We start from the raw sequence: 24767 nt of genomic DNA on the forward strand, positions 1-24767 counted from the left end.
TTTTTTAATGACACAATAATTAGTGCCAGAGAGAGTCAAAAAGGGGGATATGAGAAATGAAGCGTGAAGAAATCGTATTTCAAGTAGAGGGAACACCGTATGAAATCAGTGGGGTGTGGGAAGTTCCTGAAGGATATTATGGGAAGGCGGTCGTCCTCGTTTCGGGATCAGGGCCCGTTGACCGAGACGGCAACATTCCGAAGTGGAAGAATAACCTCTACCTGTCATTCGCAGAAGCTTTGCATGACTTGGGCATTGCGACGTTCCGCTATGATAAACCAGGTACAGGGAAAAGTAAAGGAGACTATTACGAAGCAGGACTGAGTGATTATATTGCAGTGGGTGTAGAAGCTCTTCGGAAAATCAAAGACCGCCCGGAAGTGCAGATGGTGACACTTATCGGGCATAGTGAAGGCGCCTTAATTGGTCCTGCGATTTTAGCACAAGTACCTGCAGATGGATTTGTATTCTTTAGTGGGACTGTTGGACGTGGGGATGAATTGTTGTCCTTCCAGCTCGACGAATTAATGAACGAATTTCAACAGATGAAAGGCATCAAAGGCTTCCTGTTGCGACTAATTAACGTGGAAAAGAAGATATTGAAACAGAACCAAAAGGTCCTCGCAAAAATGCGCAACACGACCGAAGTGAAGATTCGCTACCGCGGGGCGCAGCTTAATGCAAAATGGTATCGGGAGATGCTGACGTATGATTGGAAAGACTATGTCTATGCGATTCCGGAATATTCAATGGCTATTGAGGGCGGTCGAGACATCCAAGTTCAACAAGGGTCGGCCGTGGCTTTTGCTGAAATGACGGGGACGAAAGCTGTCGTGATTCCAGATATGAATCACATTATGCGACGCCGTGCGACGCCACATTCCTTATTAGCCATTCAAAAGGAATATAAAAAAGACTTTGCGGAGCAGCCGGTCCATCCAGAATTGATTCAAGCGTTCCAACAGTTTTTCGATGAGGCGGTGCCTCCAGTTGAAAAGTAAACGACAAGTAGCGGTGGAGCAATTAGAGGCTGTCATTACGGCACTTCGCTGCCCTATATGTCAGAGTGCTCTAGAAGTGACGGAGACGGGGGCAACTTGTCCACACCGACACACGATTGATGTTGCCAAACAAGGATATCTCCATTTGGCAGGAACAGTGACGAAAAGCCGGTATACAAAAGAACTGTTCATAGCAAGGCAGACGCTTCTAAAAGAAACGAAGTTTTTTGAGCCGTTGATTGATGAAATCGTGAAGTGGATTCGCGAGGAAGTGACTGAGCCCTCTCTTCGGATTGTTGATATGGGATGCGGGGAAGGCACACATCTTTCAGGGATTGTCAGGCAGCTCCCTGGAAGTCACGGTATCGGAATCGATCTTGCAAAAGACGGCGTGCAACTTGCAACGAATCATGGAGCGGACGTACTATGGCTCGTTGCAGACTTAGCGAAGTCCCCACTTCAAGACCATTCTATCGATATCGTATTAAATATTCTGTCCCCAGCCAACCACACAGAGTTTAGACGTGTACTTACACCAAGTGGATATGTTATCAAAGTGATTCCAAATGCCCGCTACCTTCAGGAACTGCGTAGTTTCTTCTATGCAGGGACGGAGAAAGAGACGTTTGAAAATGAAGAAGCGGGAGAACGCTTTGCCTCTGAACTAGAAGTGGTTGGAATTTCACAAGTGACCTATACGAAGAACCTTACCGAGAAACAATGGCGTGATTTGATTGCGATGACCCCCCTGACATGGAATGCACCAGCTGATCAAGTCGATGCATTTATTGAACGTGGGGAATCAGAGGTGACGATTGATTTGACTGTGCTTATTGGGCGTGTGAAGGAAAAATAGTTTCCAATAATCGAGTTTGTCACGACAAATGGCATTTATGACAGGATAAATTTCGAGTTTGTCACGACAAATGGCATTTTTGTCAGGATAAATTCCGGTTCTGTAGGAATAAACCGCTCGACCTATAAAAAGAAGACCTATCCTCCATCGAGAATAGGTCTGTATCGATTATTTCCATTCTGTACGTTTTAAAATCCAAGAAATTAATAAGAAAATGGCTCCCACACCAATGGAAGAAGCGGGTGGGAAGGATGTTGCTGGACCAATAGTCGGCAGTAACCAGTTGACGCCTGCAATCAATCCAAATCCCAAAGCGCCTAAAGTACCCGCCACAATAACCTCTTTTAACCGCCCTTTTTTTGTTACTTCTTCAAATGCCGTTTTGTTGATCCAACCAAAAATTAAACGTACTCCACTATAGACAAGCGCAGCAATTAACGCCATTTGAATCAAGGTCGGGATCACGTAAAGACGATCATCGACGGGTGTAAACTGCGCAAGGATGAGCATGACAATTCCACGCCATATAAAATAGTAGCCGGTCAACTGAAACGCAATTCGTCCCCAAAACTTCACCATATCGCGCTTTTCCTCGTCCGGAATTTGTTCGATGATGTCATCCGCATAGGCTTTTGGATTCTCACCAAAAACGACTTTGGCGGATTTTCCGTTTGCCTGTGCCTCAAGCATGTGATCAAGTAAATCCATCAGAATTTCTTCTGTCTTCTGCTCTGACAATGACAATCTCGACCGAATATACATCAGAACTTGCTCATAATATACTTTATTCGGCTCATGAAGCAGTTCGCGTTTTTCGTTGTTCTGTTTGATCAATTCTTTTGTATCCACAGTTACGCCTCCTCTTTCAAAAAATGTTCAAGTGGGACAGAAAGCAGCTTCCATTCATTCCGAATGAGAGTCAATGCTTCTAAACCACTTGGAGTAATGGAATAATATTTCCGGTTGGGTCCTGATTCCGATGGACGCATCTCACTGACGATCCATCCTTGCTTTTGAAGCCGTAAGAGAACAGGATAGATAGTTCCTTCCGGTACATCTGGAAGACCGGCAGATTGAAGCTTCCGGGAAAGTTCATAGCCGTACACCGTCTGCTTCTCGATAACTGCCAGGATGCACCCATCAAGAAATCCCTTCAGTAACTGAGATCGTACAGTCACTTGATTCACCTCGCTAGTTTGTAATGCAAGATAGTTGAATAAAAGAAATACTACTCGGTAATGCAAAGTAGCTATCCTAACTATAAACAGAATAAAAACCAATGTCAACCAACATTCTCAAAAACAGTCGTTGACATCGTTCCCTTCAGTGCGTTAAAGTAATAAAAAGCTTTGATGCACTGAGCAATTTCATACGCAACATCTTATCACGAGAGGTAGAGGGACTGGCCCGTCGACACCTCAGCAACCAGCTGCATGACAGTATGGTGCTAATTCCAGCAGAGCTCGGGTAGCTCTGGAAGATAAGAGGGATAGAGTAACAAGACGCCTTCTTATGATTTTATAAGAGGGCGTTTTTCTATACCCTCTCCCACTCGAGGAGGAAATGATATGACCTATCAACTAGAAACCAAATTGGCTCAAGCCGGAAATCGAAAAGACCCCGCGACGGGTGCGGTCAGCTTGCCGATCCACCTATCGACCGCTTACATCCATCCGGGAATTGGGCAGTCTACAGGATATGATTATTCGCGGACAGCCAACCCGACACGAACCGCTTTGGAAGAAGCACTCGCTACACTAGAAAAAGGCGACCAAGGGTTTGCTTTCAGTTCCGGAATGGCAGCTGTGCATGCCGTCCTTCAATTGTTCCGCACGGGAGATGAATTGATCGTCTCGGAAGATTTATACGGAGGTAGTTATCGCTTGTTCCACCAACTCCAGGACCGGACAGGACTTGTCTTCTGCTACGTCGATACGACCGATGTAGAAAAGGTCAAAGCGGTGATATCCGAGAAGACCGTCGCGGTGTTTCTTGAATCACCAACGAATCCGCTGATGAAAGAGACCGACATTAAGGCGATTTCGGATATTGCAAAAGCTCATGACCTCTATGTGATTGTCGACAATACCTTTTATACGCCAGTCCTTCAGCAGCCACTGACACTTGGAGCCGATATCGTCCTCCACAGTGCCACCAAATATCTCGGGGGACACAATGATGTACTAGCGGGTGCAGTCATCACAAAAGGTGCGGAGCTTGGCGAACAATTCACAGTCATCCAAAACTCGATTGGGGCTGTACCAAGTCCGCTTGACTGTTGGTTGCTCGTGCGAAGCCTAAAGACTCTTGGGTTGCGTATCGAGCGTCAACAACAGAATGCGAGAGAGCTTGCTGCGTTTCTTACTGCGCATCCGGCGATTGATTCCGTATTGTATCCAGGCAAAGGCGGCATGTTGTCTTTTCGGTTGAACGACGCCTCTTGGGTGCCTGTCTTTTTAGAACGTTTAAAACTTATTGCATTTGCTGAGAGTCTCGGGGGCGTCGAGAGTTTTATTACGTACCCTACCACGCAAACGCATGCCGATATTCCGGAAGAGGAACGGGAACGCGTGGGCATTTGTGGAAGGCTGCTGCGTTTCTCAGTCGGGATCGAACACGTGTCGGACTTACAGCAAGAGCTTCAACAGATTTTAGATGAACTGGCAGGTGGTACCCGATGAAACGGCCATTTCTTGAACAACTCCGGGAGCGTGTATTGATTGCTGACGGTGCGATGGGAACGCTTCTTTATTCATACGGCGTCGATCACTGCAACGAAGAGTTGAATTTATCCCATCCGGAAGATGTTCTCCGTGTACACACGCAGTACATTGCAGCTGGAGCAGAAGTCATCCAGACCAATACGTATGCCGCGAACTACGTGAAGCTTTCCCGCTACGGTCTGCAAGACCAAGTGAAAGCTATCAATACCGCGGCTGTACGCCTAGCCAAAGAAGCAGCGGGGGATGATGTTTATGTGCTCGGAACCATCGGAGGACTTCGAGGAATCAGACAAGATATTCCGCTCGATGAAATCAAGCGCAGCTTTCGGGAACAGCTCTATATCTTCATGATGGAAGGTGTCGATGCGCTGTTACTTGAAACCTATTATGATTTTGAAGAACTGCAGACGGTCGTGCGTATTGCTAAGGAAGAGTGTACACTGCCGGTTATTGCAGAAGTCTCGATGCACGAGGTCGGTGTGTTACAAAATGGTCTCTCCCTTGCTTCGGCTTTAAAGAAGTTAGAAGCTAGTGGGGCGGACGTCGTGGGTGTCAATTGCCGGATGGGCCCGTTTCATATGGTAAATGCCCTTAAGCAAGTGCCAATTCCAGAAAAAGCTTTGTTGTCTGTCTATCCAAATGCCAGCCTTCCACAAATGGAGGAGGGCCGGTATACGTACTCAGAAGAATATACGTATTTTGCTGAGCGTGCGGCAGAGCTCAAAGAACAAGGGATTCATTTGATTGGGGGCTGTTGCGGGACGACGCCAGGGCATATTCAGGCCGTCGCCAAACGTTTGACAGACCGGACCCCCGTGACACAAAAAGATGTTCAGATACAGGTTGAAAAGGAGGCTGTTGCCCAGTCGCACGGCGAATCACCTCTTCTTCAAAAAGTGAAACGAGAGACCACCATTCTTGTCGAACTTGATCCACCGAAACATTTGAATACGGACCGATTCTACGAAGGAATTGAAGCCCTTCATCAAGCTGGGGCGGATGCACTGACGCTTGCAGACAATCCGCTCGCTTCCCCACGTGTAGGGAATGATGCGGTAGCAGCCATCATCAAAGAACGCTATGGTGCCACGCCGCTTGTGCACCTGACCTGTCGAGACCGAAACTTGATTGGCTTACAGTCTCACTTGATGGGTCTACATGAACTTGGCGTGCAAGATTTGCTTGCTATTACGGGAGACCCAGCCAAAATCGGTGATTTTCCGGGGGCCGCTTCTGTTTATGACTTATCGAGTTTAGAGCTAATCGAGTTGATTAAGCAAAACAATCGGGGACTATCGTTTTCCGGGAAATCGCTGGAACGTCCGACAAACTTTTCTGTAGGAGCCGCCTTCAACCCAAACTACCGCCACATGGACGCGTCCATTAAACGACTGGAGAAAAAGGTCGCATCAGGCGCTGATTATTTTATCACGCAGCCTGTATTTGGAATCGACCAATTACATGCGTTAGCGGAAGCGGCTCAGAAAGTAGATAAGCCGTTCTTCGTCGGCATCATGCCTCTTCTGAGTTCGCGGAATGCTGAATTCTTGCACCACGAAGTCCCTGGGATTCGCTTGCCGGAGGAAACACGCAGGCGGATGCGCGACGCGGGAGACGATCCGAAGCGTTCACTTGAAGTCGGAATGACCATTACAAAAGAGATTCTTGCTGAGGCCGTGCGCCTCTTCCGAGGAATTTACATCATTACACCGTTCTTGCGCTACGAACTATCTCTTGAATTGATCGACTTCATCACGACACGAAAGCAGGAGGAAACCTATGACCATCTCCACATTTGAAACGCAATTACAACAAAAGATTCTTGTACTCGACGGCGCAATGGGGACGATGATTCAAGAAGCCGATTTGACAGCAGAAGATTTTGGCGGGGAAGCGTATGAAGGGTGTAACGAATACCTTGTAAAGACGCGACCCGATGTCGTAGAAACTATCCACGCCGCTTATTTTGAAGCTGGGGCGGATATTGTGGAAACCAACACATTTGGTGCCACGCCAGTCGTACTCGATGAATATGATCTTGGGCACTTGGCCTATGAGTTGAACAAAGAAGCAGCCGAAATCGCTGTTCGTGTGGCAAGCCGCTTTGCTACCCCTGATCAGCCTCGGTTCGTCGCAGGTGCCATGGGCCCAACGACAAAGACCTTGTCTGTTACAGGCGGTATCACTTTCGAGCAACTTGCTGAGGATTATCAAGTGCAAGCAGAAGGACTACTTGACGGGGGCGTCGACCTGTTACTCGTTGAAACGAGTCAAGATGCCCTCAATGTTAAAGCTGCTAACATTGGCATTCAACGGGCATTTGCCAGTCGTGCGCGTCAGGTGCCGATCATCGTTTCTGGAACGATTGAGCCGATGGGGACGACGCTTGCCGGGCAATCCATTGAAGCGTTTTATATTTCACTCGAGCATATGAAGCCACTTGTGGTCGGACTGAACTGTGCGACCGGGCCAGAATTCATGCGGGATCACGTGCGGTCCCTGTCCGGACTGGCTTCGAGTTACGTCAGTTGCTATCCAAATGCAGGGCTTCCGGATGAAGAAGGGAATTATAATGAGACGCCGCAGTCCTTGGCTCTAAAAATGGAAGGCTTTCTTGAGAAGGGGTGGCTGAACCTTGTTGGGGGATGCTGTGGGACAACACCTGAACACATTCGAGAGCTTGCGAAACTTGCCAAACAGTATGCCCCTCGCTCACTTGCTGTGCATGAAGAGCATAAAGTATCTGGCATCGAACCGTTCATTTATGATGACCCGTCCACTCGTCCGATTTTAGTTGGGGAACGTACAAATGTGATCGGTTCCCGGAAGTTCAAACGCCTCATTCAAGATGGAAAGCTTGAAGAAGCTTCTGAAATCGCTAGAGCACAGGTGAAAAACGGGGCACAGATCATCGATATTTGCCTCGCTGACCCTGACCGAGAAGAAGTAGAAGATATGGACCAGTTCATCCAACAAGTGGTGAAAAAAGTAAAAGTGCCTCTGATGATTGATTCAACGGATGAAGAGGTGCTAGAGGTCGCTCTGCGCTACTCACAGGGAAAAGTAATTATAAATTCCATCAACTTAGAAGACGGGGAAGAGCGTTTCGAAGCAATTGCCCCTCTTGTGAAACAATTTGGAGCGGCTGTGGTGGTTGGCACGATTGATGAGCAAGGGATGGGTGTTTCAGCCGAACGAAAACTAGAGATTGCCGAGCGTTCCTATCAGCTGTTGACCGAGAAGTACGGACTGGCACCGACTGATATCATTTTTGATGCCCTCGTTTTCCCAGTAGGAACAGGGGATGAACAATACATCGGCTCTGCGAAAGCAACAGTGGACGGGATTCGCGCCATTAAAGAACGCTTACCGCACTGTCCGCAAATACTCGGTGTGAGCAATGTATCCTTCGGATTGCCTCCGGTCGGTCGCGAAGTGCTGAATGCTGTGTTCTTGTATCACTGTGTGCAAGCTGGGCTAGACTATGCGATCGTCAACACCGAAAAGCTCGAACGTTTCGCTTCGATTCCGGAAGATGAGGTGCGTCTGGCGGAGGAACTGTTGTTTACCACCACGGACGAAACGTTGGCGGGCTTCACCGAATTTTACCGTGGGATGAAAAAAGAAGAGAAGGTCATCGCGCTTCCAGAAACCGTGGAAGAGCGGCTGGCCTATTACATTGTGGAGGGAACCAAAGAAGGGCTACTGCCTGACCTTGAAGCTGCTCTCGCTAGCTACCCGTCTCCGCTTGATGTCATTAACGGTCCTCTCATGGCAGGTATGTCGGAAGTAGGGCGTCTATTTAATGGCAATCAGCTGATCGTTGCGGAAGTGCTGCAAAGTGCGGAAGTGATGAAGGCGGCTGTCGCTTTCCTTGAGCCGCATATGGAACAAGCGGACATGTCCTCGACGAAAGGAAAAGTGTTGCTAGCGACCGTGAAGGGGGACGTGCATGATATCGGTAAGAACCTTGTTGACATCATCCTCAGCAACAATGGATACGATGTGAAAGACTTAGGCATTAAAGTTACCCCGCAAGAACTCATCGAACAGGTCAAGGTGCATAAGCCGGATATCATTGGTCTGTCGGGTTTACTCGTGAAGTCGGCGCAACAGATGGTCATCACAGCACAGGATTTAAAAGTGGCGGGCATTGATACACCTGTAGTTGTCGGGGGCGCGGCATTAACCCGGAAATTTACAGCGAATAAGATTGCGAAAGAGTACGACGGGTTGGTTCTCTATGCAAAAGATGCCATGGACGGACTGGATCTTTTCAATCGATTGCAAAACAGTGAGGGTAGAGAACAAATTGAGTCAGAGTATACAGAGGATCAACAAAAACGAGCAGAAGCTTCCGCTGAAGCCGAGCCGGTCGTGGTGCATGAGATAGGTACTTCGTCAGTGAGCAGAGATGTTCCTGTCTTTACGCCAACTGATCTCGATGTCCACATTTTACGCGACTTCTCGTTGCGTCAAATTTATCCTTACATCAATCAGCAGATGTTACTGGGCCATCACTTGGGCATCAAGGGGAAAATTTCACGATTACTCGAAGAAAAAGATGAGCGAACTGTCAAACTGAAAGAGTTGACGGATCAGTTGTTTGACCAAGCAGTGACAGAAGGTGTTCTACAAGCGTCCGCCCTCTATCAATTCTTTCCGGCCCAATCAGAGGGCAATGACGTCATCATCTATGATCCACAAGATGAGTCCAAAGAAATCGAACGCTTTCATTTTCCAAGGCAGCATAAAAATGACTTTTTGTGTCTCGCCGATTACGTAAAACCTGTAGGTGGCCCGATGGATTATGTAGGATTCTTTACAGTCACTGCAGGGAAGGATATTCGGGCATGGTCACAACAATTAAAAGAACAAGGGAAGTTTTTAGAAAGTCACGCGCTGCAGGCACTTGCGCTGGAGACGGCAGAAGGTCTTGCGGAGCGTATGCACGAGATGATGCGTACGCGCTGGGGATTCCCAGACCCTGTTGATCGGACCATTCAAGACCTCTTCCGGACCAAGTATCAAGGGCAGCGATTCTCCTTCGGCTACCCAGCCTGTCCGGAGCTCGAGGATCAGAAAAAACTTTGGAAGCTATTAAAGCCTGAACGCATTGGCGTTGAATTGACGGATGGTTGTATGATGGAACCAGAGGCTTCTGTATCTGCCATGGTATTTGCTCATCCGGAAGCCAGATATTTTAATGTGTATTAATGAACAAGAACCACGCACACTTAGGAGGTGCGTGGTTCTATTTTTCGTTCAAAGTTGATGTAGCGTGTGCCTTGAAAAGTCAGGAGGCCTTTATCACCTTCTGCTAGTTGTCCAAATTCATGTCCGCGAAGGGGGAGTTCCATCCGGTCCCCGCTTTGTACTTCAAATGTGACATAGTACCACGTGTTTGCAGAGCTGTCCCCAGCACCTCCGCTCGTTTCCGTGCGTTTCGTTACGATGTGAGCGGGCACGGTTAGTTTGGGGGAATTATTATTTTTCGACCAGGTGGTGATGGATTTTCCAATAACAAAAATAAACGTAGATATAACAATAATGAAGACGATCGCAATAAATAGCGTTCCGAACGTACTCATACCATTCATGGAATCTGAAAAGCCCATTTAGTCCCTCCTTTATTCTGTGTATCTTATCTACGAAACGTATGCTTCTTGGTTTCATATGTATGAAAAAATCACCTCCCGAGGGAGGCGATTCATTAATTGAATTGCATCTGATGCGTCGTTTCAGGGGAATCTGTAGTGACGCTAAACCCATTGTGACGATAGAAGGCATCCGCTTTCGCCGAATCCGTCCGGCACGTCACTTTTGTAAAGTTTTCTTTTGCTTTGTTGAGGCAAGCTTTCAAGAGCATCGAACCCACACCATGTCTTCGTTCGTCAGGTTCTACATAAAAGCGCTTGAGGCGAGCGGTGTGCGTATCCTCTGTGTAGGGATTTTGTTCGACCCCACCAATGGCTACAAGTTCATCGTTCTTCCAAACGCCTAGTAGGGCTTCTCCAGGCTTCGTGAATTGCTGCTTGCCATTTTGAAAATGCTCCACGAGTCGGGATAGAAAACGATAGCCCTCTGTTTCGCTTTGTTTCACTAAATGATCAATCGACACATTGGATAAGTCAGTGATCTCTTTCACCTCATACGTCATGATAAAACCTCCTTTTTATACCTATTCGACACGGGGTGGGAAAATCCTTCTTTCCACTGTTGTTTAAATTTAGTTAGAAACTGAGGCTTTTTACTATAGAAAATGTATAGAGTCAGGATTGATGATTGACTATTCTGACAATTTATAGTAGTATTATACCAAATAGTTTATAAAACGGGAGGTGAATCGTATGGACCATTATCTTGCCCGTCAACCAATCGTTGATACCGACAGAAATGTGATTGCATATGAGCTCTTGTCTCGAAATAGCGAAGAAAATGTCTATTCTGACCAAGATCCACATGAAGCGACCAGACGGGTGTTAGAGACCGCTTTTCATGTGATGGGCCTTGATTATGTAAGTCATGGACTACCTGTCTTTGTTAATTTCACGCGCGACCTCATCGTCAACTACAGACAACTAACTATTCCCCCAGGTTCCCTGACCATTGAAGTACTCGAATCCATTGAATTTGATGAAGAATTGTTGAAGGCGTTGCAACATCTGAAAAAAGCAGGTTATCAATTAGCTCTTGATGATTTCAATTGTAACTCTTCTGTTCACGGCATACCGGATATTTTAAGAACGACAGATTTCATTAAAATCGACTTTAGAGCGCCATTTAACCAGCAACAGTGCACAGAAAATTTAGCGAAACGGTCAGGCAAGAAGTTGATTGCAGAAAAGGTAGAAACGTTCGAGGACTATCAACGAGCCCTGGATTCAGGATACACATACTTCCAAGGGTACTTTTTTGGGAAACCAGAAGTATTATATAAAAAGTCGACGTCATTAATGATTGATGACCAGATTGCTGTCCATCTTCCACATCTGTAACATTCGAAAAGCTTGCCGATGTGCAGGCTTTTTTTTCTATGAGAAAGGGTATACTTAAAGAACTAAAGTAAGGGGGATGGCAAGATGAACAAAGCAGAAATACTCGCGCATTTTCGTGCATCGATGAAGTGGATCGAAGGGATGAAGGAATGGGAAGAGAAGAATTGGCGTTCACCCATTGCAGAAGGGAAGTGGACAGTGGCAGAAGTCATTGGCCATTTGGGTCCATGGGATCGTTTCTTTTTAAACGAGCGCCTTCATCCAATTCTTGCAGGCCACGAACTTGTACCCTATCCTAAATCTGATGAACTAAATGCCCAATCAGCAACTTTCGCAAGGGAACAGACACGAGACCAAACGATTCGCGAGTTTTTACTCGGTCGTCAAAAGATGGTGGATGAACTATCCGCTGTCCCTGAAGCAAAATGGGGAGAGCCATTCCGAATCGGGGATCACGAAACCAATTTAGAGCAGTACTTCACAGGTTTTGTTGAACACGATGAGCATCACTTCGAACAGATTCGCCAAGCGCTTGATTTAAAAGGCCGCTGGACGTAAAAAAGAGTAGGCAGATGCCTACTCTTTTAATGTATCAATAAACGCATGAGCGACTGCTTCAGTGGATTGAGGGTTTTGCCCTGTTACCAGTAAACCGTCACGTACTACCTTTCCACTCCAGTTGTCAGCAGCTTCATGGTGCGCTCCCAGTTCTTCAAGCTTTGAAGCGAGAAGGAAAGGCATGTCATCTTGAAGACCTGTGTCCTGTTCTTCTGCATCCGTGAAGGCACTTACTTTCTTGCCTTTTACAAGTGGGTCTCCATTTGAAAGTGTAACACCTACAAGACCAGCTGGCCCATGACACACTGCGGCAACCGGTTTGTTCGCTTCGTAAATCGAACGGATGACTTCTTGTAGTTTTGTGTTATCCGGGAGGTCAAACATCGTTCCGTGACCACCTGGTAAAAAGATGCCATCAAAATCTTCTGGATTTTGATGATCAAGGGATTCTGTATGTTGTAGGTGCGTTTTTGTCTCAAGCATTTCTTCTGAAACGTCACCTTCTAAACTTGTTGGATCGATTGGAATTTCGCCACCTTTTGGACTAGCGATCGTTACGTCGTAGCCTTCCTTTTGGAAAGCGAGAAATGCTTCGCCAAATTCAGATAGCCAAACGCCGGTTTTTTTGCCGTTAGGTAATTCAGAGTGATTCGTTAACACCATTAAAATACGTTTTGACATTGTGTAGGACTCCTTCCGGTTTTGAAAGTTACCTACGTACGATACCCGATTTCTTGTTTATTCAATCAAACCCATGCTCAAATAACGTTCACCCGTATCCGGTGCGATGCATACCACTTTCTTGCCAGTGCCCAGTTTTTTTGCAATTTCAATCGCTGCATACACAGCCGCTCCTGCAGAAGGGCCAACAAAGATACCTTCCTCACGAGCGAGGCGTTTGAACATGTCAATGGCTTGGTCATCTTCAATTTGAAAAATCTTGTCGTAAATCGATGTATTCAAAATCGATGGAATGAAGCCAGGACTTGTTCCTACCAACTTATGACGTCCAGGTTTCCCACCAGATAGAACAGGCGATCCTTTTGGTTCGACCACGCCGATGTAAAGTTCTGGCAAGTGTTGTTTCAGTGTCTCACCGGTACCCGTAATCGTTCCTCCGGTTCCCGCTGTGGCGACAAATGCATCCAGATGGCCATCCATCTGCTCAAGAATTTCGAGGGCGGTCGTCCCGCGGTGAGCATCTGCGTTCGCTGCATTTTCAAATTGCTGGGGAATGAATGCATTTGGAATGGTTTCTTTTATTTCCACTGCTTTTTTTATAGCCCCTGGCATTTTTTCATCTTGTGGTGTCAGCACCACTTCTGCGCCAAATGCTTTTAATAAATTGATACGTTCTTGCGTACTATTATCAGGGAGCACGAGAATGGCGCGGTAGCCCCGAGCTGCAGCCACCATGGCAAGACCGATTCCTGTATTTCCACTCGTCGGTTCAATAATCGTGTCGCCGGGTTTAATCAACCCTTGTTCTTCAGCGACCTTAATCATATTATTGGCAGCACGGTCTTTGACGCTTTTTGTGGGGTTGTACATTTCGAGCTTCACATAGACATCCGCTGCCGCTTCCGGCACGATACGGTTTAATTTGACAACGGGTGTATCCCCGATTAAATCTGTAATTCGTTGATAAATCGTCATAGTATAACCTTCTTTCTAGGCGTTCTTTCCTCTCAGTATACCAAGTCAGGTATTTGATTTCCAATTCAAAGTGTTTCAATCGGAATTAAAATATATTTTCCAGTTGCTTCCTGATTATTTTTGCGAAATAATAGTAGATAGAAGAGAAGGAGGGACAGCAAATGAAGCAGCAAGGACTCATTCTAGAAGGTGGCGGCATGCGTGGTGTCTTCACTGGTGGGGTGCTCGAAGCATTTATGGAGCATGATTTCTACTTTCCTTATGTGATTGGCGTATCTGCCGGAGCTTGCCAAGGATCATCCTACGTAGCGAGACAACGTGATCGGAACCGGAAAGTGTCGATTGATTATGTGACACATCCAGACTATATTTCGATTAAAAACTTATTCTTGAAAAGGGAATTATTTGGGATGGACTTATTGTTTGATAAGTTACCCAATGAACTTGTGCCATTTGATTATGACACGTTTGTGAAAACCCCGGAACGGTTTGTCATCGGAACGACAGATTGTTACAGTGGAGATCCTGTCTATTTTGAAAAAGATGCCCCGCGCGATGAAATTTTGAAACTTGTACGCGCTTCTAGTTCGCTGCCCTTTATGGCTGCTCCTGTTGAATACAAAGGAAGTATTCTTATGGACGGTGGAATTGCCGATCCAATTCCGCTAAAGAAAGCTCTCACAGACGGTGTGGAAAAAGCAGTGGTGATTCTCACGCGTCCGAAAGGATACCGCAAAGCCCCTTCTCGCTTGAACGGAATCAGTAAGTATATGTATAAACAATATCCGGGCCTCGTTCATCAGATGGAAACACGATGGCAGCATTACAATGAAACGTTGGAATGGTTAGAGTCGTTAGAAGATCAAGGGGAAGTCTTCGTCATTCGTCCGCATGAGTCGTTTAAAATCGGTCGGGCGGAGCGGAATCCAGAGAGGTTATCCGCCTTGTATGCATCGGGACTTGAAGAAGGTCATCGGCAATTTGAGCAATTGATGGAATGGTTAGGGGAACCCGTAGCGGTCAAAACAAAAGCCTGAGACATATCGTCTTAGGCTTTATTACGTAATGGTTTCAGTGCACCGCCCCAAGCTAGAACTTGATCGAGCATATCTGAAATGTTTTTATCATGCAAATCGCGTGGCTTGAACGTCTCCCCGTTTTCAAAGTCAAGGAATAGAGAGAGGACTGGATGGATACGGACATCTGCCATCATCAGTTCAGCACAGACTTGCCGAACATGTTCTGCAGCCCTCGTGCCCCCGGCAGAACCATAGCTGACAATTCCTGCTGATTTGTTGTACCACGCTTCACGTGCACTGTCTAATGCATTTTTCAAAGCGCCAGTCATACTGTGATTATATTCAGCGACAATAAATACGAACGCATCAAGTTCGTTTAATTTATCATTCCACTTTTGGACGCCTTCCGATTCTTCCGTTCCTAATAAAGGAAGGTCATAGTCTTTGATGTCGACCAGTTCATACTGTGCATCTCCGCGAGCATTCGCTTTCTCAAGAACCCAATTTCCTACCTGTGGACTCACACGACCTTCTCGGGTGCTTCCCAAAATGATGCCAACCTTTAATTGTTCCGTCATGGTTCTTCCTCCTTAGTCATATAGGGTTTGATCGATGGATCCATCCTCTTGGTAAATGGTTAAAATTCCGTCTTTGTTTGTCACATACGATTTGGCTTCTTCGAGAAGCTTTTGTTTTGTTTCAGCGGTCTGTATAGCACGCTCTCCATCTTTTTTCATCAGAGCCCATCCGTCATTATGCGTCTTTACCGTATAATGGGGACGGCTTGAATCATCTGTTCCATTCACATAATCTCTTGCTTTTGCGGTAGCAATGGAGATAGCTCGACCTTCTTCCATCCCGTCTTCTATCATTGCATTGGCCATTTCAATGGCTTTGTTTCGTATAGCAGCGTCTAAGTTTTTCATGGAATCAGGGTAGTCTGATTTTGTCCATGGCATACACATCGCCTCCTTAGGGTTCAGTTTTCCCTTGTTTCTCTCAATTAAACTACTAACTCTCCTATTTCACTTGCCATAGGCATCACTTCCTGATTTTTGAAAAAAGAGTTTTAGATTCTTTAAAATATGGGAAAGGATGTACATCGTACAGCACATCGAGAGGAGGAGAACATAATGATTTCGAAAACCGCCAATTACTGGATCCTGACGACAGGTGAAGAATTAAAACATCGATTATTGGCGCTTCGTGATGCCGGGTTTAAAGAAGATGAAGTCGTCATTTTGGCAAAGTCGGGTCGCCAAGTGAGCTGGCTTCAAGAAAATACATCCTTACAAATACAGACGGAAAACAACTCCTTCTGGGATTCTGCAGTTTCTTTTTTTCGAGGAGAAGATCGTGTACAAGACGTACTTTTTCGTCTGGGTTTCGGATCAGATGTAGTGGAACGCGCAGAAGCAGAAATTGATGCCGGTCATTATTTTGTATTTGCAGACCGAGTGAATGGTGCAAATCTCGGAGCGACGGATGATTCCATTCGACATGTAGTTAATGCGCCGTTTACGGATGAAGAGGAGAGGGAACACTAAAATAAATGAGACAAAGAAAAGGAGGATAAAGCAATGAATGAGTTTGAAAAAGAGAAAGAGAAAAACAACAGTGGGAAAATTCCACTACCAAGTGATGAAAAGTCATTGACGGAAGAAGAAAAAATCGACAGCGATCCCTTCTTTTATAGAGAAGACCCAGCCGATACCGAGGGTGAAAATGAACTCTACAATCACAAAAAGGCAGATAAAGACGATATTCGCTCAAAGTAACCATCTATGCTATACTTACACTAACTAAACAGAAACTCTTTTCTTATCAAGAGAGACGGAGGGATTTGGCCCTACGAAGTCTCAGCAACCTGCCTATGAGGTAAGGTGCTCCATCCAACAGGTATCCCCTGAACGATGAGGAGAAATATTGCTTATGCGACTCTTCTCTCTCGGGAAGAGTTTTTTGTTTGGCAAATTTCAAAAGGAGGCTGTTTTGCATGTCAAAACAAACACTTGAACAACAGTTGCAACAGTTAAAAGAGACGGAGCCAAAAAGTTATGCGGGAGCAATGGTACGTCACCAAAAAATGAAAGCTTTAGAAAATCAGCTGCTGTATTTGGAACTTGGAGAAGAGATTTCAAGAAGTCGTATCGACAAAGAGCGTGAAGAAATTTCGGCTCTTGAGCAGGAAATTGAACGCTTATCACGAAGTGTAGAAGAGAAGAAACAGAATTTGCACTTTTATTTATTTGGTCCAGCTAGCAAACGCTTATTCTAGGGAGGAACTTCAATGAAAATCATCGTCAGCTCAGATGCATGGAAGGGTACACTCACGTCCAAGCAAGCCACACGTGCACTCGCACAAGGGATTCAATCTGCAGACCCTACTGTGGAAGTCGTGGAATTCCCCATTGCGGACGGCGGGGAAGGCACACTCGATGCATTGATGAACGCAACGAAAGGAACCTATAAAACAGCACGTGTAGAAGATCCCCTCGGCAGATCGATTCAAGCGGCTTATGGAGTAACGGGTCTCTCCCGCCATACATGCGTGATTGAGATGGCCCAAGCCTCAGGTTTTAGCTACGTGAAGAAAGAAGAACAGAATCCTCGTCTCGCATCGACTTACGGGACGGGTCAATTAATTAAAGCGGCTCTCGATGAAGGGCATCGGAATTTTATTTTAGCCATCGGAAGCAGTGCCACAAACGACGGGGGCGCAGGTATGCTTCGTGCCCTCGGTATGAAGTTCATAAATGAACATGGTCAGGAGATCTCAGGAGACCTTCTACAGGTAAAAGACCTCGCACGACTCGATGATTCAGCATTTGATTCACGTATTCAAGAGTGCACGTTTGCCGTGGTCAGTGACGTTCAGATTCCTTATGTAGGTCCGGGCGGGGCGACGGCTCTTTACGGGGAGACGAAAGGAGTCCATCCTGACGATAAACAGGATGTGGAAGCGGCTTTGAAACGACTAGCGGATGTCATTGAATCTCATACCGGCTTACGCCTTCATGACCGGCCGGGTGCAGGAGCAGGTGGAGGGCTTGGTGGGGCTGTCCAAGCGTTCTTCCCCTCCAAGTGGTACCACGGAATCGACTTCATTTTGAAGCGTTCTGGATGGGAAAATTCTCTTTCTGGCGTCACGCATGTGGTGACGGGAGAAGGACGCCTGGACGCACACACCTTCCTCCAAGGAAAAGGGCCCCATGGCGTGGCGAAGTTTGCATCTGAACGAGGATTGTCTTGTACGCTATTTGCTGGCAGTGCGGAAGAAGGCGTGGGAGAAGAAGCGCTCGCGCTATTTGAAGAAGTCGTGGTGGTTACGTCGACCGAGTCAGAGCTTTCGCGTGCGTTCGCAGAGCCTGAAGACGTCATTAAGCAAGCAGCGGCGAAATGGTTTTTAAACAAACGTGGACGTGCAGAATAAACAAAATGCCTGGTGAGATGCCAGGCATTTTTATATGGAAAAATTACTTAGTCAACCAGTGAAGAGCGAGCCATAATTTCCGAGCTTCGGAAAAATGTAAAGGATGGTATCCAGTCTCCTCGAAAATCTGCTGTATTCGATAACTGAGCGTATGACGGTGGATGCCTAGAGCGTCAGCTGTTTTTTGAATGGATAGTTCACATTGAAACAGGACGCGTAACGTTTCTTTTGCTTTTGCATCAAGTTCAACCAGGATAGACTCCGCATACGCAAGGCGCTCTTCTGGATCGACTTGATCTAATAAATACATCAGCTCGACATCTGCAAAAGGTGTGATGCGACCTGTTGCATGATTCCGTGCGACTCGAGCTGTCGCCAAACTCCGAGCAAGCTCTTGAACAGACGTTGCTTCTTTTCCGATGGCTGCCGTCACTTGTGTCGTCACATTTAAGAACCGGTTCATTCTCTCCTCCAGTTGAAGAAAGGGCAGACGACTTGTAAATGCGATCAATTCCCCAGTCATACTTACTCCGGCCACCTTATCCGACCAGTCAAAAAAGTCTTCAAACTTTCGCCTTAAGGCAGGCACTTCCTTTTCTTCACAATGAAAGACGATACAATACATAGGGGCTTCGAATTGAAATCCTGCTAATGAGAGCCTTTCCATCGTTTCGGAAGAGAGACGCTCGGTCATCATGAGCTCCGTGATGGCATCATCTTTCCATTTCCGGTTCCATTCTGCCTCTGAGGTCACGACCGACTGATGAAGAAGAAGTTCACATGTTAACTGGACGAGAGAGGCGACGGGTTTTAATTCTTCCGGGCTCCCTGTAATTCCAATAACGGCAACTAATTTCTCTTTATAGTAAAGAGGTAAATTAATTCCCGCTTTGCTTCCCGACCACTTATCTATATCTGTCTCTTCAATTACTAACGTTTCACCGGTCTTTGCTACATAAGCCGCTCCAGCGTGGAGTTGTTGGAGACGAATGGACTCCCCAGAAGCAAAAATTCGTCCACTTGTATCCATCACATTAATATTATGATGGAGACGAATCATCGTTTGGTCAACCATTTGATTGGCTAATTCCTTCGTCAACATCGACATACCTCCTAAAAAATCTATCATTAATCATAATAAATTTGTACACCAAGTATAATGCATTATCAGAAAATACACACTACACTATTTTGTAAGCGTTTACGAAATGGGGGAGCATCTTGAATTTCATCATCAGTCCAGACTCATTTAAAGGAACACTCAGCGCTCAAGAGGCAGCTCGCGCGATGGCAGAAGGGATTACATCCGTGTACCCGGAAGTCACATGTACACTTCTTCCTGTTGCGGACGGAGGAGAAGGGACGTTAGAGGTTCTCGTAGATCTTACAGAAGGACGTTTCATTCAGATTCCTGTTAATGATCCGCTTGGACGCAAAATCAACGCCCGTTATGGCATTCTCGGTGATCAACAAACTGCGGTCATTGAGATGGCAGAAGCTTCTGGCATCATGCATGTAACGAAAGAGGAAAGGGATCCGTTTCGGGCGTCTACGTTTGGCACTGGCGAATTGATTCGTCATGCACTCGATCAAGAATGCCGGCAGTTTGTCATTGCGATTGGCGGAAGTGCAACAAATGACGGGGGAATCGGAATGCTTCGAGCACTCGGTGCCAGCTTTTACGATGAAGAAGGAAACGAACTTGGGGACCATCTGCCGGACTATGCCGGTCTTGCCAACATCGATTTGACGAGATTTGATTCTCGTCTCGCGTCGTGCGATTTCTCGATTGCGTGTGATGTCGACAATCCTCTTCTTGGGGAGAGAGGAGCTACCGCTATTTTCGGTCCACAGAAGGGGGTCACACCTGAACATGCTGAAGTACTGGAAGCGGTACTCGCACGTTTCGCACAAGTCGTTCAAGAAGTGACGGGTGAGGCCCATCATGAAAAAGCGGGTGCAGGGGCTGCTGGAGGACTGGGAACCGCCCTTCTTGCTTTCTTCCCAGCGCATCTAGAGCGGGGGATTGATAGTGTCCTAAATGCTATTGATTTCAATCGACACTTAAAATCTGCCGATGTGGTCGTTACGGGAGAAGGAAAGTCAGATAGTCAAACGTTGTCAGGAAAAGCTCCACTCGGGATTTCAGAACGGGCACGAGCAGAAGGAGTGCCAGTCGCCTTGCTTTCGGGAACGATTGACGAAGACGAGCGGGCGGTACTTATCCCTCATTTCACGTATATGGAGTCTGTAGTATCAGAGGGATGTTCATTAGATACAGCGTTAACAGAGCCATACAAGGCGCTTGTCTTGGCGGCAGAACGATTAGGGAGAAAACTTAAACTTTAGGGGGAACCACCATGTTATTTGCGATTATTTTACTAGGCGTGCTATTAATTGTCTTCGCGACAGCTGTACTCAAAGTCCATCCGTTCATTTCATTAATCGTGGCAGCTTTCTTTGTGGGAATTGCAGCAGGGCTTCCACTGACCGATGTCGTACGGTTTGTAAATGAAGGGTTCGGAGGTTTGATGACAAGTATTGGTCTCGTGATCGTCGCGGGAACCATTATTGGTGTCATCTTAGAAAAGTCTGGAGCTGCCTACCGGATGGCTGAGGTCGTTTTACGTGTTGTAGGGGAAAAGCGTCCACAACTTGCCATGTCACTGATTGGGTACATCGTATCGATCCCAGTATTTTGTGATTCCGGATATGTTATTTTATCGAGCTTGAAAAAAGCCCTGGCTAAACGTGCGAAAGTGGCTGTCGCATCTATGGCCATTGCGTTAGCAACCGGGTTATTTGCTACACATACACTCGTTCCACCAACGCCAGGTCCGATAGCAGCAGCAGGGAATATCGGTGCGGCGGACTACTTAGGTACAATAATTTTAGTTGGCTTACTTATTGCAATCCCCGCTGTTATTGTCGGGTATATTTGGGCTGTCAAAGTAGGGACAAAAATCCAAGTGGAAGAAGATCTTGAAGCGCTGGATTATGACGAAATCATTGCTTCTTTTGGAAAAATGCCATCAGCGTTTAAATCCTTTTTACCACTTGTGGTGCCGATTGCTTTGATTGCTTTAGGTTCGATTGCAACGGCATTAGGAGGAGAAGGTGGCATCACAGCCTTCTTCCAGTTCCTTGGCGCACCAACCGTCGCCTTGTTCTTAGGTGTATTTGCAGCCCTTCCATTATTGCCTTCTTACGACAATGAGACATTGACAGGCTGGGTAGGGGACGGATTGAAGGAAGCTGCCCCTATTTTGTTAATCACAGGAGCAGGTGGTGCATTCGGAACAGTCATCCGGAACACAGGAGTGGCCGACCAATTACAGGCAATGGACTTATCTGCTTTCGGTACGGGCGCATTGTTCTTGATTGTTCCGTTCTTAATTGCAGCTGCCCTGAAAACAGCACAGGGATCTTCTACAACAGCGCTTGTCATTACATCTACACTCGTTGCACCGCTCGTTCTTGAGCTTGGGATTACGGATGGTGTCGCGCTTGCCCTTGTGGTGATGGCCATTGGTGCCGGTGCTATGACGGTGAGTCACGTCAACGACAGTTTCTTCTGGGTCGTTACAGAGTTCAGTGGCATGAAAGTAACAGATGCCTACAAAGCAATGACGATGTCGACACTCCTGATGGGGATTACGACAATCGTCGTCACAATGGTCGCTTGGATGATTTTTGTATAATAAAAAACCCACCGGAATGTAACCCGGTGGGACAGGGATCAAGTTGCAGCAACAGGCTGCGGCTTTTTCTTATGGCGTGAATAGAACCAAAACATGGCGAAGAAGACGATGCTACTAGATAGACGGAGTGCCGCGTTGATGTGCATGGCTTCGACGATTCCGAACCATTCAAGGAACAAGATCCCGATTTGAGGTGCGGTAAACGCCATGAGCGATAACAAGATGTTATACGTTGTAATACAGTACGTGCGTTTATCTGCAGGACTGTGCTCAAGTAGCATGTTGAACATCACCAAGATGACCCCGGACAAGAAGAACCCAGACGTTGTCTGCACGAGAAACAGCAAAAAGAAATTCGTCGTGAGTACTGTAAAGAACGGAGCGGAGGCCATGCCGATCGCAAGTACGATAAAGACAAGCGTGTTCGAGTACTTTTCCGACCATTTCTTCCACAACGGATAGGTAAAGAACTGCATCAGCATATTCCCAGCAGAGAACATACTGAACCAGAAGATCGTCGCTTCTGCGATGCGGACATGATAGATGTTAAAAAGTCCCCAGGCCATCTGCCACGTGAAATTAAAGAATAATGCGGCTACCAAGAACCAGCGGTAGCCTTGATTTTGGAAAATGGACCAATCCATCAGCTTGCGTTTTGTTTCGGTTTCCACAGGTTCATTTTCCTTGTGTTTGAAAATCATATAGCCTTCTAAAATTCCGAAAGCCAGAGCAAAAAGAAAGAGCGCTTGATACGATAACACGCTATCCGTGGCATCACGTAAAACGATTCCAACAAACAATGTGGTGACAAGTCCGACGACGGTCAGCATCCGGTTCCGGTCACTAAAGAACTGACCGCGACGATTCTCTTCGATAAGGCCGCTGATCAGCGTTTGGAAGCCAATATTCGCCATTGCTGTCGGCACATGCATACAACCGATGATGACGAGAAATGCCCACGCCCTGTATTCTGGAGGCAGATAGACAACAAATACGATCGCCAGAAAGAAGAGACGAGCGGTAATGATGGCTGTACCCACCAGTCGCTTGTATGCACTACTTTTATTGAGCAAAATAGCCGTTGGAATGGTCATTAATAGGGCGATGAGGGGAGGTAGCGAGCTAAGTAGCCCTACCTGATAGTTGTTCGCTCCTAAAATGGTAATCATGTAGAGCGGAAAAAATGTATTGGTGATGTTCAAGGCGACGGTAGAAGCCATCCCATTGTAGATGCTGATTCGTTCGTTATACGGTCGGTTCATTTTAAACATACGCGTTCTCCATCCATCATTCGATACCTGAATTATACTCCGGAAAGCGAAATTTACAAGGGACTGAAGGAAGATTTTTCGATTAACGAATGAATTTATGTGAAGTAGAGGAAAGAAAAGGAGGATTAAGGTACGGACAGGGAAGGTGAGCGAACGTTCATCGTCCAGCGAACGTGTTTCATCGGACAGAAAGGTGATTTGTCACTACAACATCGAGATTTCACCTACCAGAGAATCGATTTGTCGTGACAAACTCGAATTATGGAAACGAAACACCCGGGGCCATCCCAACCCCTAACTGCCCAACCCCTTCCTAGTAAGCCCTTCCCACAAAAAAACGTTCGTTCCCTACTTAGGAAACGGACGTCTTTTGTTTTTCCATCATTAAAATAGGCACAATACACAAAGCCCCAAGAGCAATTACGGCACTTGCGCCAACAAGAGCAGAAGCGAACGAACCTGTCTGTACCGCAAGCCAAGACGCAATAATCGGTCCAATCATTTGTCCGAGCGCATATGTCACGGTCAAAATGGAAAGAATGCGTGCACTGGCATATGGGAACTTCTCACGGGCATAAGAAGCAACAAGTACAGTGACGCCCATAAACGTTGCCCCGAAGAGGACAGCACTCGAATAGAAGCTAAAGCTGCTCTCGGATAAGGCAGGCAATAATACACCTACCGACTGGATTACTAATAGAGCTGTGAAGGAGCGCATCCATCCGAAACGCGCCCCCACATATGCCCATAGCATTGTAGAGGGGACCGCAGCCAGGCCGACGATTGCCCACACTTGGGTACCCCCACCTTGGAAGACAGGGGAATTCTCGGCAATCGCAACAATAAACGTTCCCGTGATAATGTATCCCAGTCCTTCGAACCCGTAGGCAATCAACAGCCAGATCAGCCAAGGCTCTATTTTCCGTTTCGCTGTAGCTGGGGCAGACGTCCCCCCACTGGCAGGCTGTTCTTCTTGAACGATTAGTAAGACATATACGGCAAGAACAAGAGCAATCAATCCGAGTCCAATCCATGCGCCATCACTTGAAAAATGCGTGACGAGTGGTTGAACGACGAGTCCAGAGATAAAAATGCCAAGCCCGACCCCTGCATACATGATGCCTGACAGACCAATTCGGCCCATGGTAGCCAGGCGGTCCAAAATGATACTGCTAGTGAGCACAAAGACAAACGCACTCATCACACCGGAAAGGAAACGGAAGACAAGCCAAAACGAAGCAGAGTCAATCAGCCCCATGCCGAATGTAAGAGCGATACTTGAAACTAAACTCGCACGAAGTAACGGAGTGCGTACCTTTTGTATCGGAAGGAAACTACCGATCAGCGCGCCGACAAGATAACCAGCATAATTCGCTGAAGCCAATGTCCCGGCAAATACAGTTGAAAATCCCTTTTCAAGCTGCATAAATGGTAGAATGGGGGTATAAGCAAAGCGTCCGATGCTCATGGCGATAAAGAGTGCAAATACGCCACCTAGGACGAAAAAAATAGGATGTCTCACGATGTTCACCTCAACCAGTTCAATACGTC

The 24767-nt window shown here is 46.6% G+C and carries 25 protein-coding genes and 2 riboswitches; of the genes, 14 read left to right on the forward strand and 11 right to left on the reverse strand.

Annotation, left to right across the window (positions count from 1 at the left end; translation table 11 throughout):
• Positions 1-56 precede the first annotated feature (56 nt).
• Both ACFO0S_RS02520 and ACFO0S_RS02525 read left to right on the forward strand, forming a co-directional pair.
• Positions 57-1001, forward strand: a complete 945-nt coding sequence (locus tag ACFO0S_RS02520; RefSeq protein ID WP_378139829.1) for an alpha/beta hydrolase — start codon at positions 57-59, stop codon at positions 999-1001.
• Positions 991-1857, forward strand: coding sequence for a putative RNA methyltransferase (locus ACFO0S_RS02525; protein WP_378139832.1), 867 nt, complete (start codon positions 991-993; stop codon positions 1855-1857). The genes ACFO0S_RS02520 and ACFO0S_RS02525 overlap by 11 nt, the downstream gene beginning before the upstream one ends.
• Before the next feature lie 168 nt (positions 1858-2025).
• Here ACFO0S_RS02525 and ACFO0S_RS02530 read toward each other — a convergent pair whose 3' ends face one another.
• Together ACFO0S_RS02530 and ACFO0S_RS02535 are read right to left on the reverse strand one after the other, a co-directional pair.
• A complete protein-coding gene (locus tag ACFO0S_RS02530) occupies positions 2026-2706 on the reverse strand; it encodes a DUF1129 family protein (RefSeq protein WP_378139834.1) in 681 nt (226 codons plus the stop codon).
• Between the two features lie 2 nt (positions 2707-2708).
• Positions 2709-3035 (reverse strand): PadR family transcriptional regulator, encoded by a 327-nt coding sequence (locus tag ACFO0S_RS02535; RefSeq protein WP_378139836.1) that lies wholly within the window; start codon positions 3033-3035, stop codon positions 2709-2711.
• A 200-nt stretch (positions 3036-3235) separates the two neighbouring features.
• A riboswitch (SAM riboswitch) is annotated at positions 3236-3344 on the forward strand.
• Between the two features lie 81 nt (positions 3345-3425).
• On the opposite strand from ACFO0S_RS02535, the gene ACFO0S_RS02540 reads away from it, so the two are divergent.
• Genes ACFO0S_RS02540 through metH form a run of 3 tightly spaced genes read left to right on the forward strand, consistent with a single transcriptional unit; the run spans position 3426 to position 9797 of the window.
• Positions 3426-4538 carry an aminotransferase class I/II-fold pyridoxal phosphate-dependent enzyme gene (locus ACFO0S_RS02540; RefSeq protein WP_378139838.1) on the forward strand — a complete coding sequence of 371 codons (1113 nt, stop codon included), beginning with the start codon at positions 3426-3428 and terminating at the stop codon, positions 4536-4538.
• Positions 4535-6379 carry a bifunctional homocysteine S-methyltransferase/methylenetetrahydrofolate reductase gene (locus tag ACFO0S_RS02545; protein ID WP_378139840.1) on the forward strand — a complete coding sequence of 615 codons (1845 nt, stop codon included), beginning with the start codon at positions 4535-4537 and terminating at the stop codon, positions 6377-6379. The genes ACFO0S_RS02540 and ACFO0S_RS02545 overlap by 4 nt, the downstream gene beginning before the upstream one ends.
• Positions 6360-9797 carry a methionine synthase gene (gene metH / locus ACFO0S_RS02550; RefSeq protein ID WP_378139842.1) on the forward strand — a complete coding sequence of 1146 codons (3438 nt, stop codon included), beginning with the start codon at positions 6360-6362 and terminating at the stop codon, positions 9795-9797. The genes ACFO0S_RS02545 and metH overlap by 20 nt, the downstream gene beginning before the upstream one ends.
• A gap of 20 nt (positions 9798-9817) precedes the next feature.
• Here metH and ACFO0S_RS02555 read toward each other — a convergent pair whose 3' ends face one another.
• A complete protein-coding gene (locus ACFO0S_RS02555) occupies positions 9818-10198 on the reverse strand; it encodes a DUF2500 domain-containing protein (protein WP_378139844.1) in 381 nt (126 codons plus the stop codon).
• 95 nt (positions 10199-10293) lie between these two features.
• On the reverse strand, positions 10294-10740 hold the full coding sequence (locus tag ACFO0S_RS02560) for a GNAT family N-acetyltransferase (protein WP_378139846.1): 447 nt from the start codon (positions 10738-10740) through the stop codon (positions 10294-10296).
• A gap of 190 nt (positions 10741-10930) precedes the next feature.
• On the opposite strand from ACFO0S_RS02560, the gene ACFO0S_RS02565 reads away from it, so the two are divergent.
• Both ACFO0S_RS02565 and ACFO0S_RS02570 read left to right on the forward strand, forming a co-directional pair.
• Positions 10931-11578, forward strand: a complete 648-nt coding sequence (locus tag ACFO0S_RS02565) for an EAL and HDOD domain-containing protein (RefSeq protein ID WP_378139849.1) — start codon at positions 10931-10933, stop codon at positions 11576-11578.
• A gap of 84 nt (positions 11579-11662) precedes the next feature.
• Positions 11663-12136 (forward strand): DinB family protein, encoded by a 474-nt coding sequence (locus ACFO0S_RS02570; RefSeq protein ID WP_378139851.1) that lies wholly within the window; start codon positions 11663-11665, stop codon positions 12134-12136.
• 18 nt (positions 12137-12154) lie between these two features.
• Here the strand turns inward: ACFO0S_RS02570 and ACFO0S_RS02575 are convergent, their stop codons facing one another.
• The gene (locus ACFO0S_RS02575; protein ID WP_378139853.1) at positions 12155-12817 is read right to left on the reverse strand and encodes a type 1 glutamine amidotransferase domain-containing protein; all 663 of its coding nucleotides are present in this window, start codon (positions 12815-12817) and stop codon (positions 12155-12157) included.
• Between the two features lie 57 nt (positions 12818-12874).
• Entirely contained in the window at positions 12875-13792 is a 918-nt protein-coding gene (cysK, locus tag ACFO0S_RS02580; protein WP_378139855.1) for a cysteine synthase A, read from the reverse strand.
• Between the two features lie 161 nt (positions 13793-13953).
• On the opposite strand from cysK, the gene ACFO0S_RS02585 reads away from it, so the two are divergent.
• Positions 13954-14829, forward strand: coding sequence for a patatin-like phospholipase family protein (locus ACFO0S_RS02585; RefSeq protein WP_378139857.1), 876 nt, complete (start codon positions 13954-13956; stop codon positions 14827-14829).
• Positions 14830-14840: 11 nt separating this feature from the next.
• On the opposite strand, the gene ACFO0S_RS02590 is transcribed toward ACFO0S_RS02585, so the two are convergent.
• Both ACFO0S_RS02590 and ACFO0S_RS02595 read right to left on the reverse strand, forming a co-directional pair.
• Positions 14841-15389 (reverse strand): NADPH-dependent FMN reductase, encoded by a 549-nt coding sequence (locus tag ACFO0S_RS02590; RefSeq protein ID WP_378139859.1) that lies wholly within the window; start codon positions 15387-15389, stop codon positions 14841-14843.
• A 12-nt stretch (positions 15390-15401) separates the two neighbouring features.
• Positions 15402-15770 (reverse strand): DUF2188 domain-containing protein, encoded by a 369-nt coding sequence (locus ACFO0S_RS02595; protein WP_378139861.1) that lies wholly within the window; start codon positions 15768-15770, stop codon positions 15402-15404.
• A gap of 174 nt (positions 15771-15944) precedes the next feature.
• Between ACFO0S_RS02595 and ACFO0S_RS02600 the strand changes: the two genes are divergently transcribed.
• From ACFO0S_RS02600 to ACFO0S_RS02615, 4 genes are all read left to right on the forward strand, one after another.
• Positions 15945-16358 (forward strand): general stress protein, encoded by a 414-nt coding sequence (locus ACFO0S_RS02600; protein ID WP_378139864.1) that lies wholly within the window; start codon positions 15945-15947, stop codon positions 16356-16358.
• A 33-nt stretch (positions 16359-16391) separates the two neighbouring features.
• Positions 16392-16589 carry a hypothetical protein gene (locus ACFO0S_RS02605; RefSeq protein WP_378139866.1) on the forward strand — a complete coding sequence of 66 codons (198 nt, stop codon included), beginning with the start codon at positions 16392-16394 and terminating at the stop codon, positions 16587-16589.
• Positions 16590-16629: 40 nt separating this feature from the next.
• Positions 16630-16731, forward strand: a riboswitch (SAM riboswitch).
• Between the two features lie 76 nt (positions 16732-16807).
• The gene (locus tag ACFO0S_RS02610; protein ID WP_378139868.1) at positions 16808-17089 is read left to right on the forward strand and encodes a hypothetical protein; all 282 of its coding nucleotides are present in this window, start codon (positions 16808-16810) and stop codon (positions 17087-17089) included.
• Positions 17090-17101: 12 nt separating this feature from the next.
• The gene (locus tag ACFO0S_RS02615; RefSeq protein ID WP_378139870.1) at positions 17102-18244 is read left to right on the forward strand and encodes a glycerate kinase; all 1143 of its coding nucleotides are present in this window, start codon (positions 17102-17104) and stop codon (positions 18242-18244) included.
• A gap of 43 nt (positions 18245-18287) precedes the next feature.
• Here the strand turns inward: ACFO0S_RS02615 and ACFO0S_RS02620 are convergent, their stop codons facing one another.
• A complete protein-coding gene (locus tag ACFO0S_RS02620; RefSeq protein WP_378139872.1) occupies positions 18288-19346 on the reverse strand; it encodes a CdaR family transcriptional regulator in 1059 nt (352 codons plus the stop codon).
• Between the two features lie 119 nt (positions 19347-19465).
• Here ACFO0S_RS02620 and ACFO0S_RS02625 point away from each other — a divergent pair, with 119 nt between their 5' ends.
• A complete protein-coding gene (locus ACFO0S_RS02625) occupies positions 19466-20593 on the forward strand; it encodes a glycerate kinase (protein WP_378139874.1) in 1128 nt (375 codons plus the stop codon).
• A gap of 11 nt (positions 20594-20604) precedes the next feature.
• Positions 20605-21945, forward strand: a complete 1341-nt coding sequence (locus tag ACFO0S_RS02630) for a GntP family permease (RefSeq protein ID WP_378139876.1) — start codon at positions 20605-20607, stop codon at positions 21943-21945.
• Between the two features lie 38 nt (positions 21946-21983).
• Here the strand turns inward: ACFO0S_RS02630 and ACFO0S_RS02635 are convergent, their stop codons facing one another.
• Entirely contained in the window at positions 21984-23216 is a 1233-nt protein-coding gene (locus ACFO0S_RS02635) for an MFS transporter (protein ID WP_378139878.1), read from the reverse strand.
• Between the two features lie 352 nt (positions 23217-23568).
• A complete protein-coding gene (locus ACFO0S_RS02640) occupies positions 23569-24738 on the reverse strand; it encodes a YbfB/YjiJ family MFS transporter (protein WP_378139880.1) in 1170 nt (389 codons plus the stop codon).
• Between the last annotated feature and the right edge of the window lie 29 nt (positions 24739-24767).

Origin of the sequence: Chryseomicrobium palamuruense (assembly GCF_042649045.1) — a bacterium.
Lineage (GTDB): Bacteria > Bacillota > Bacilli > Bacillales_A > Planococcaceae > Chryseomicrobium > Chryseomicrobium palamuruense.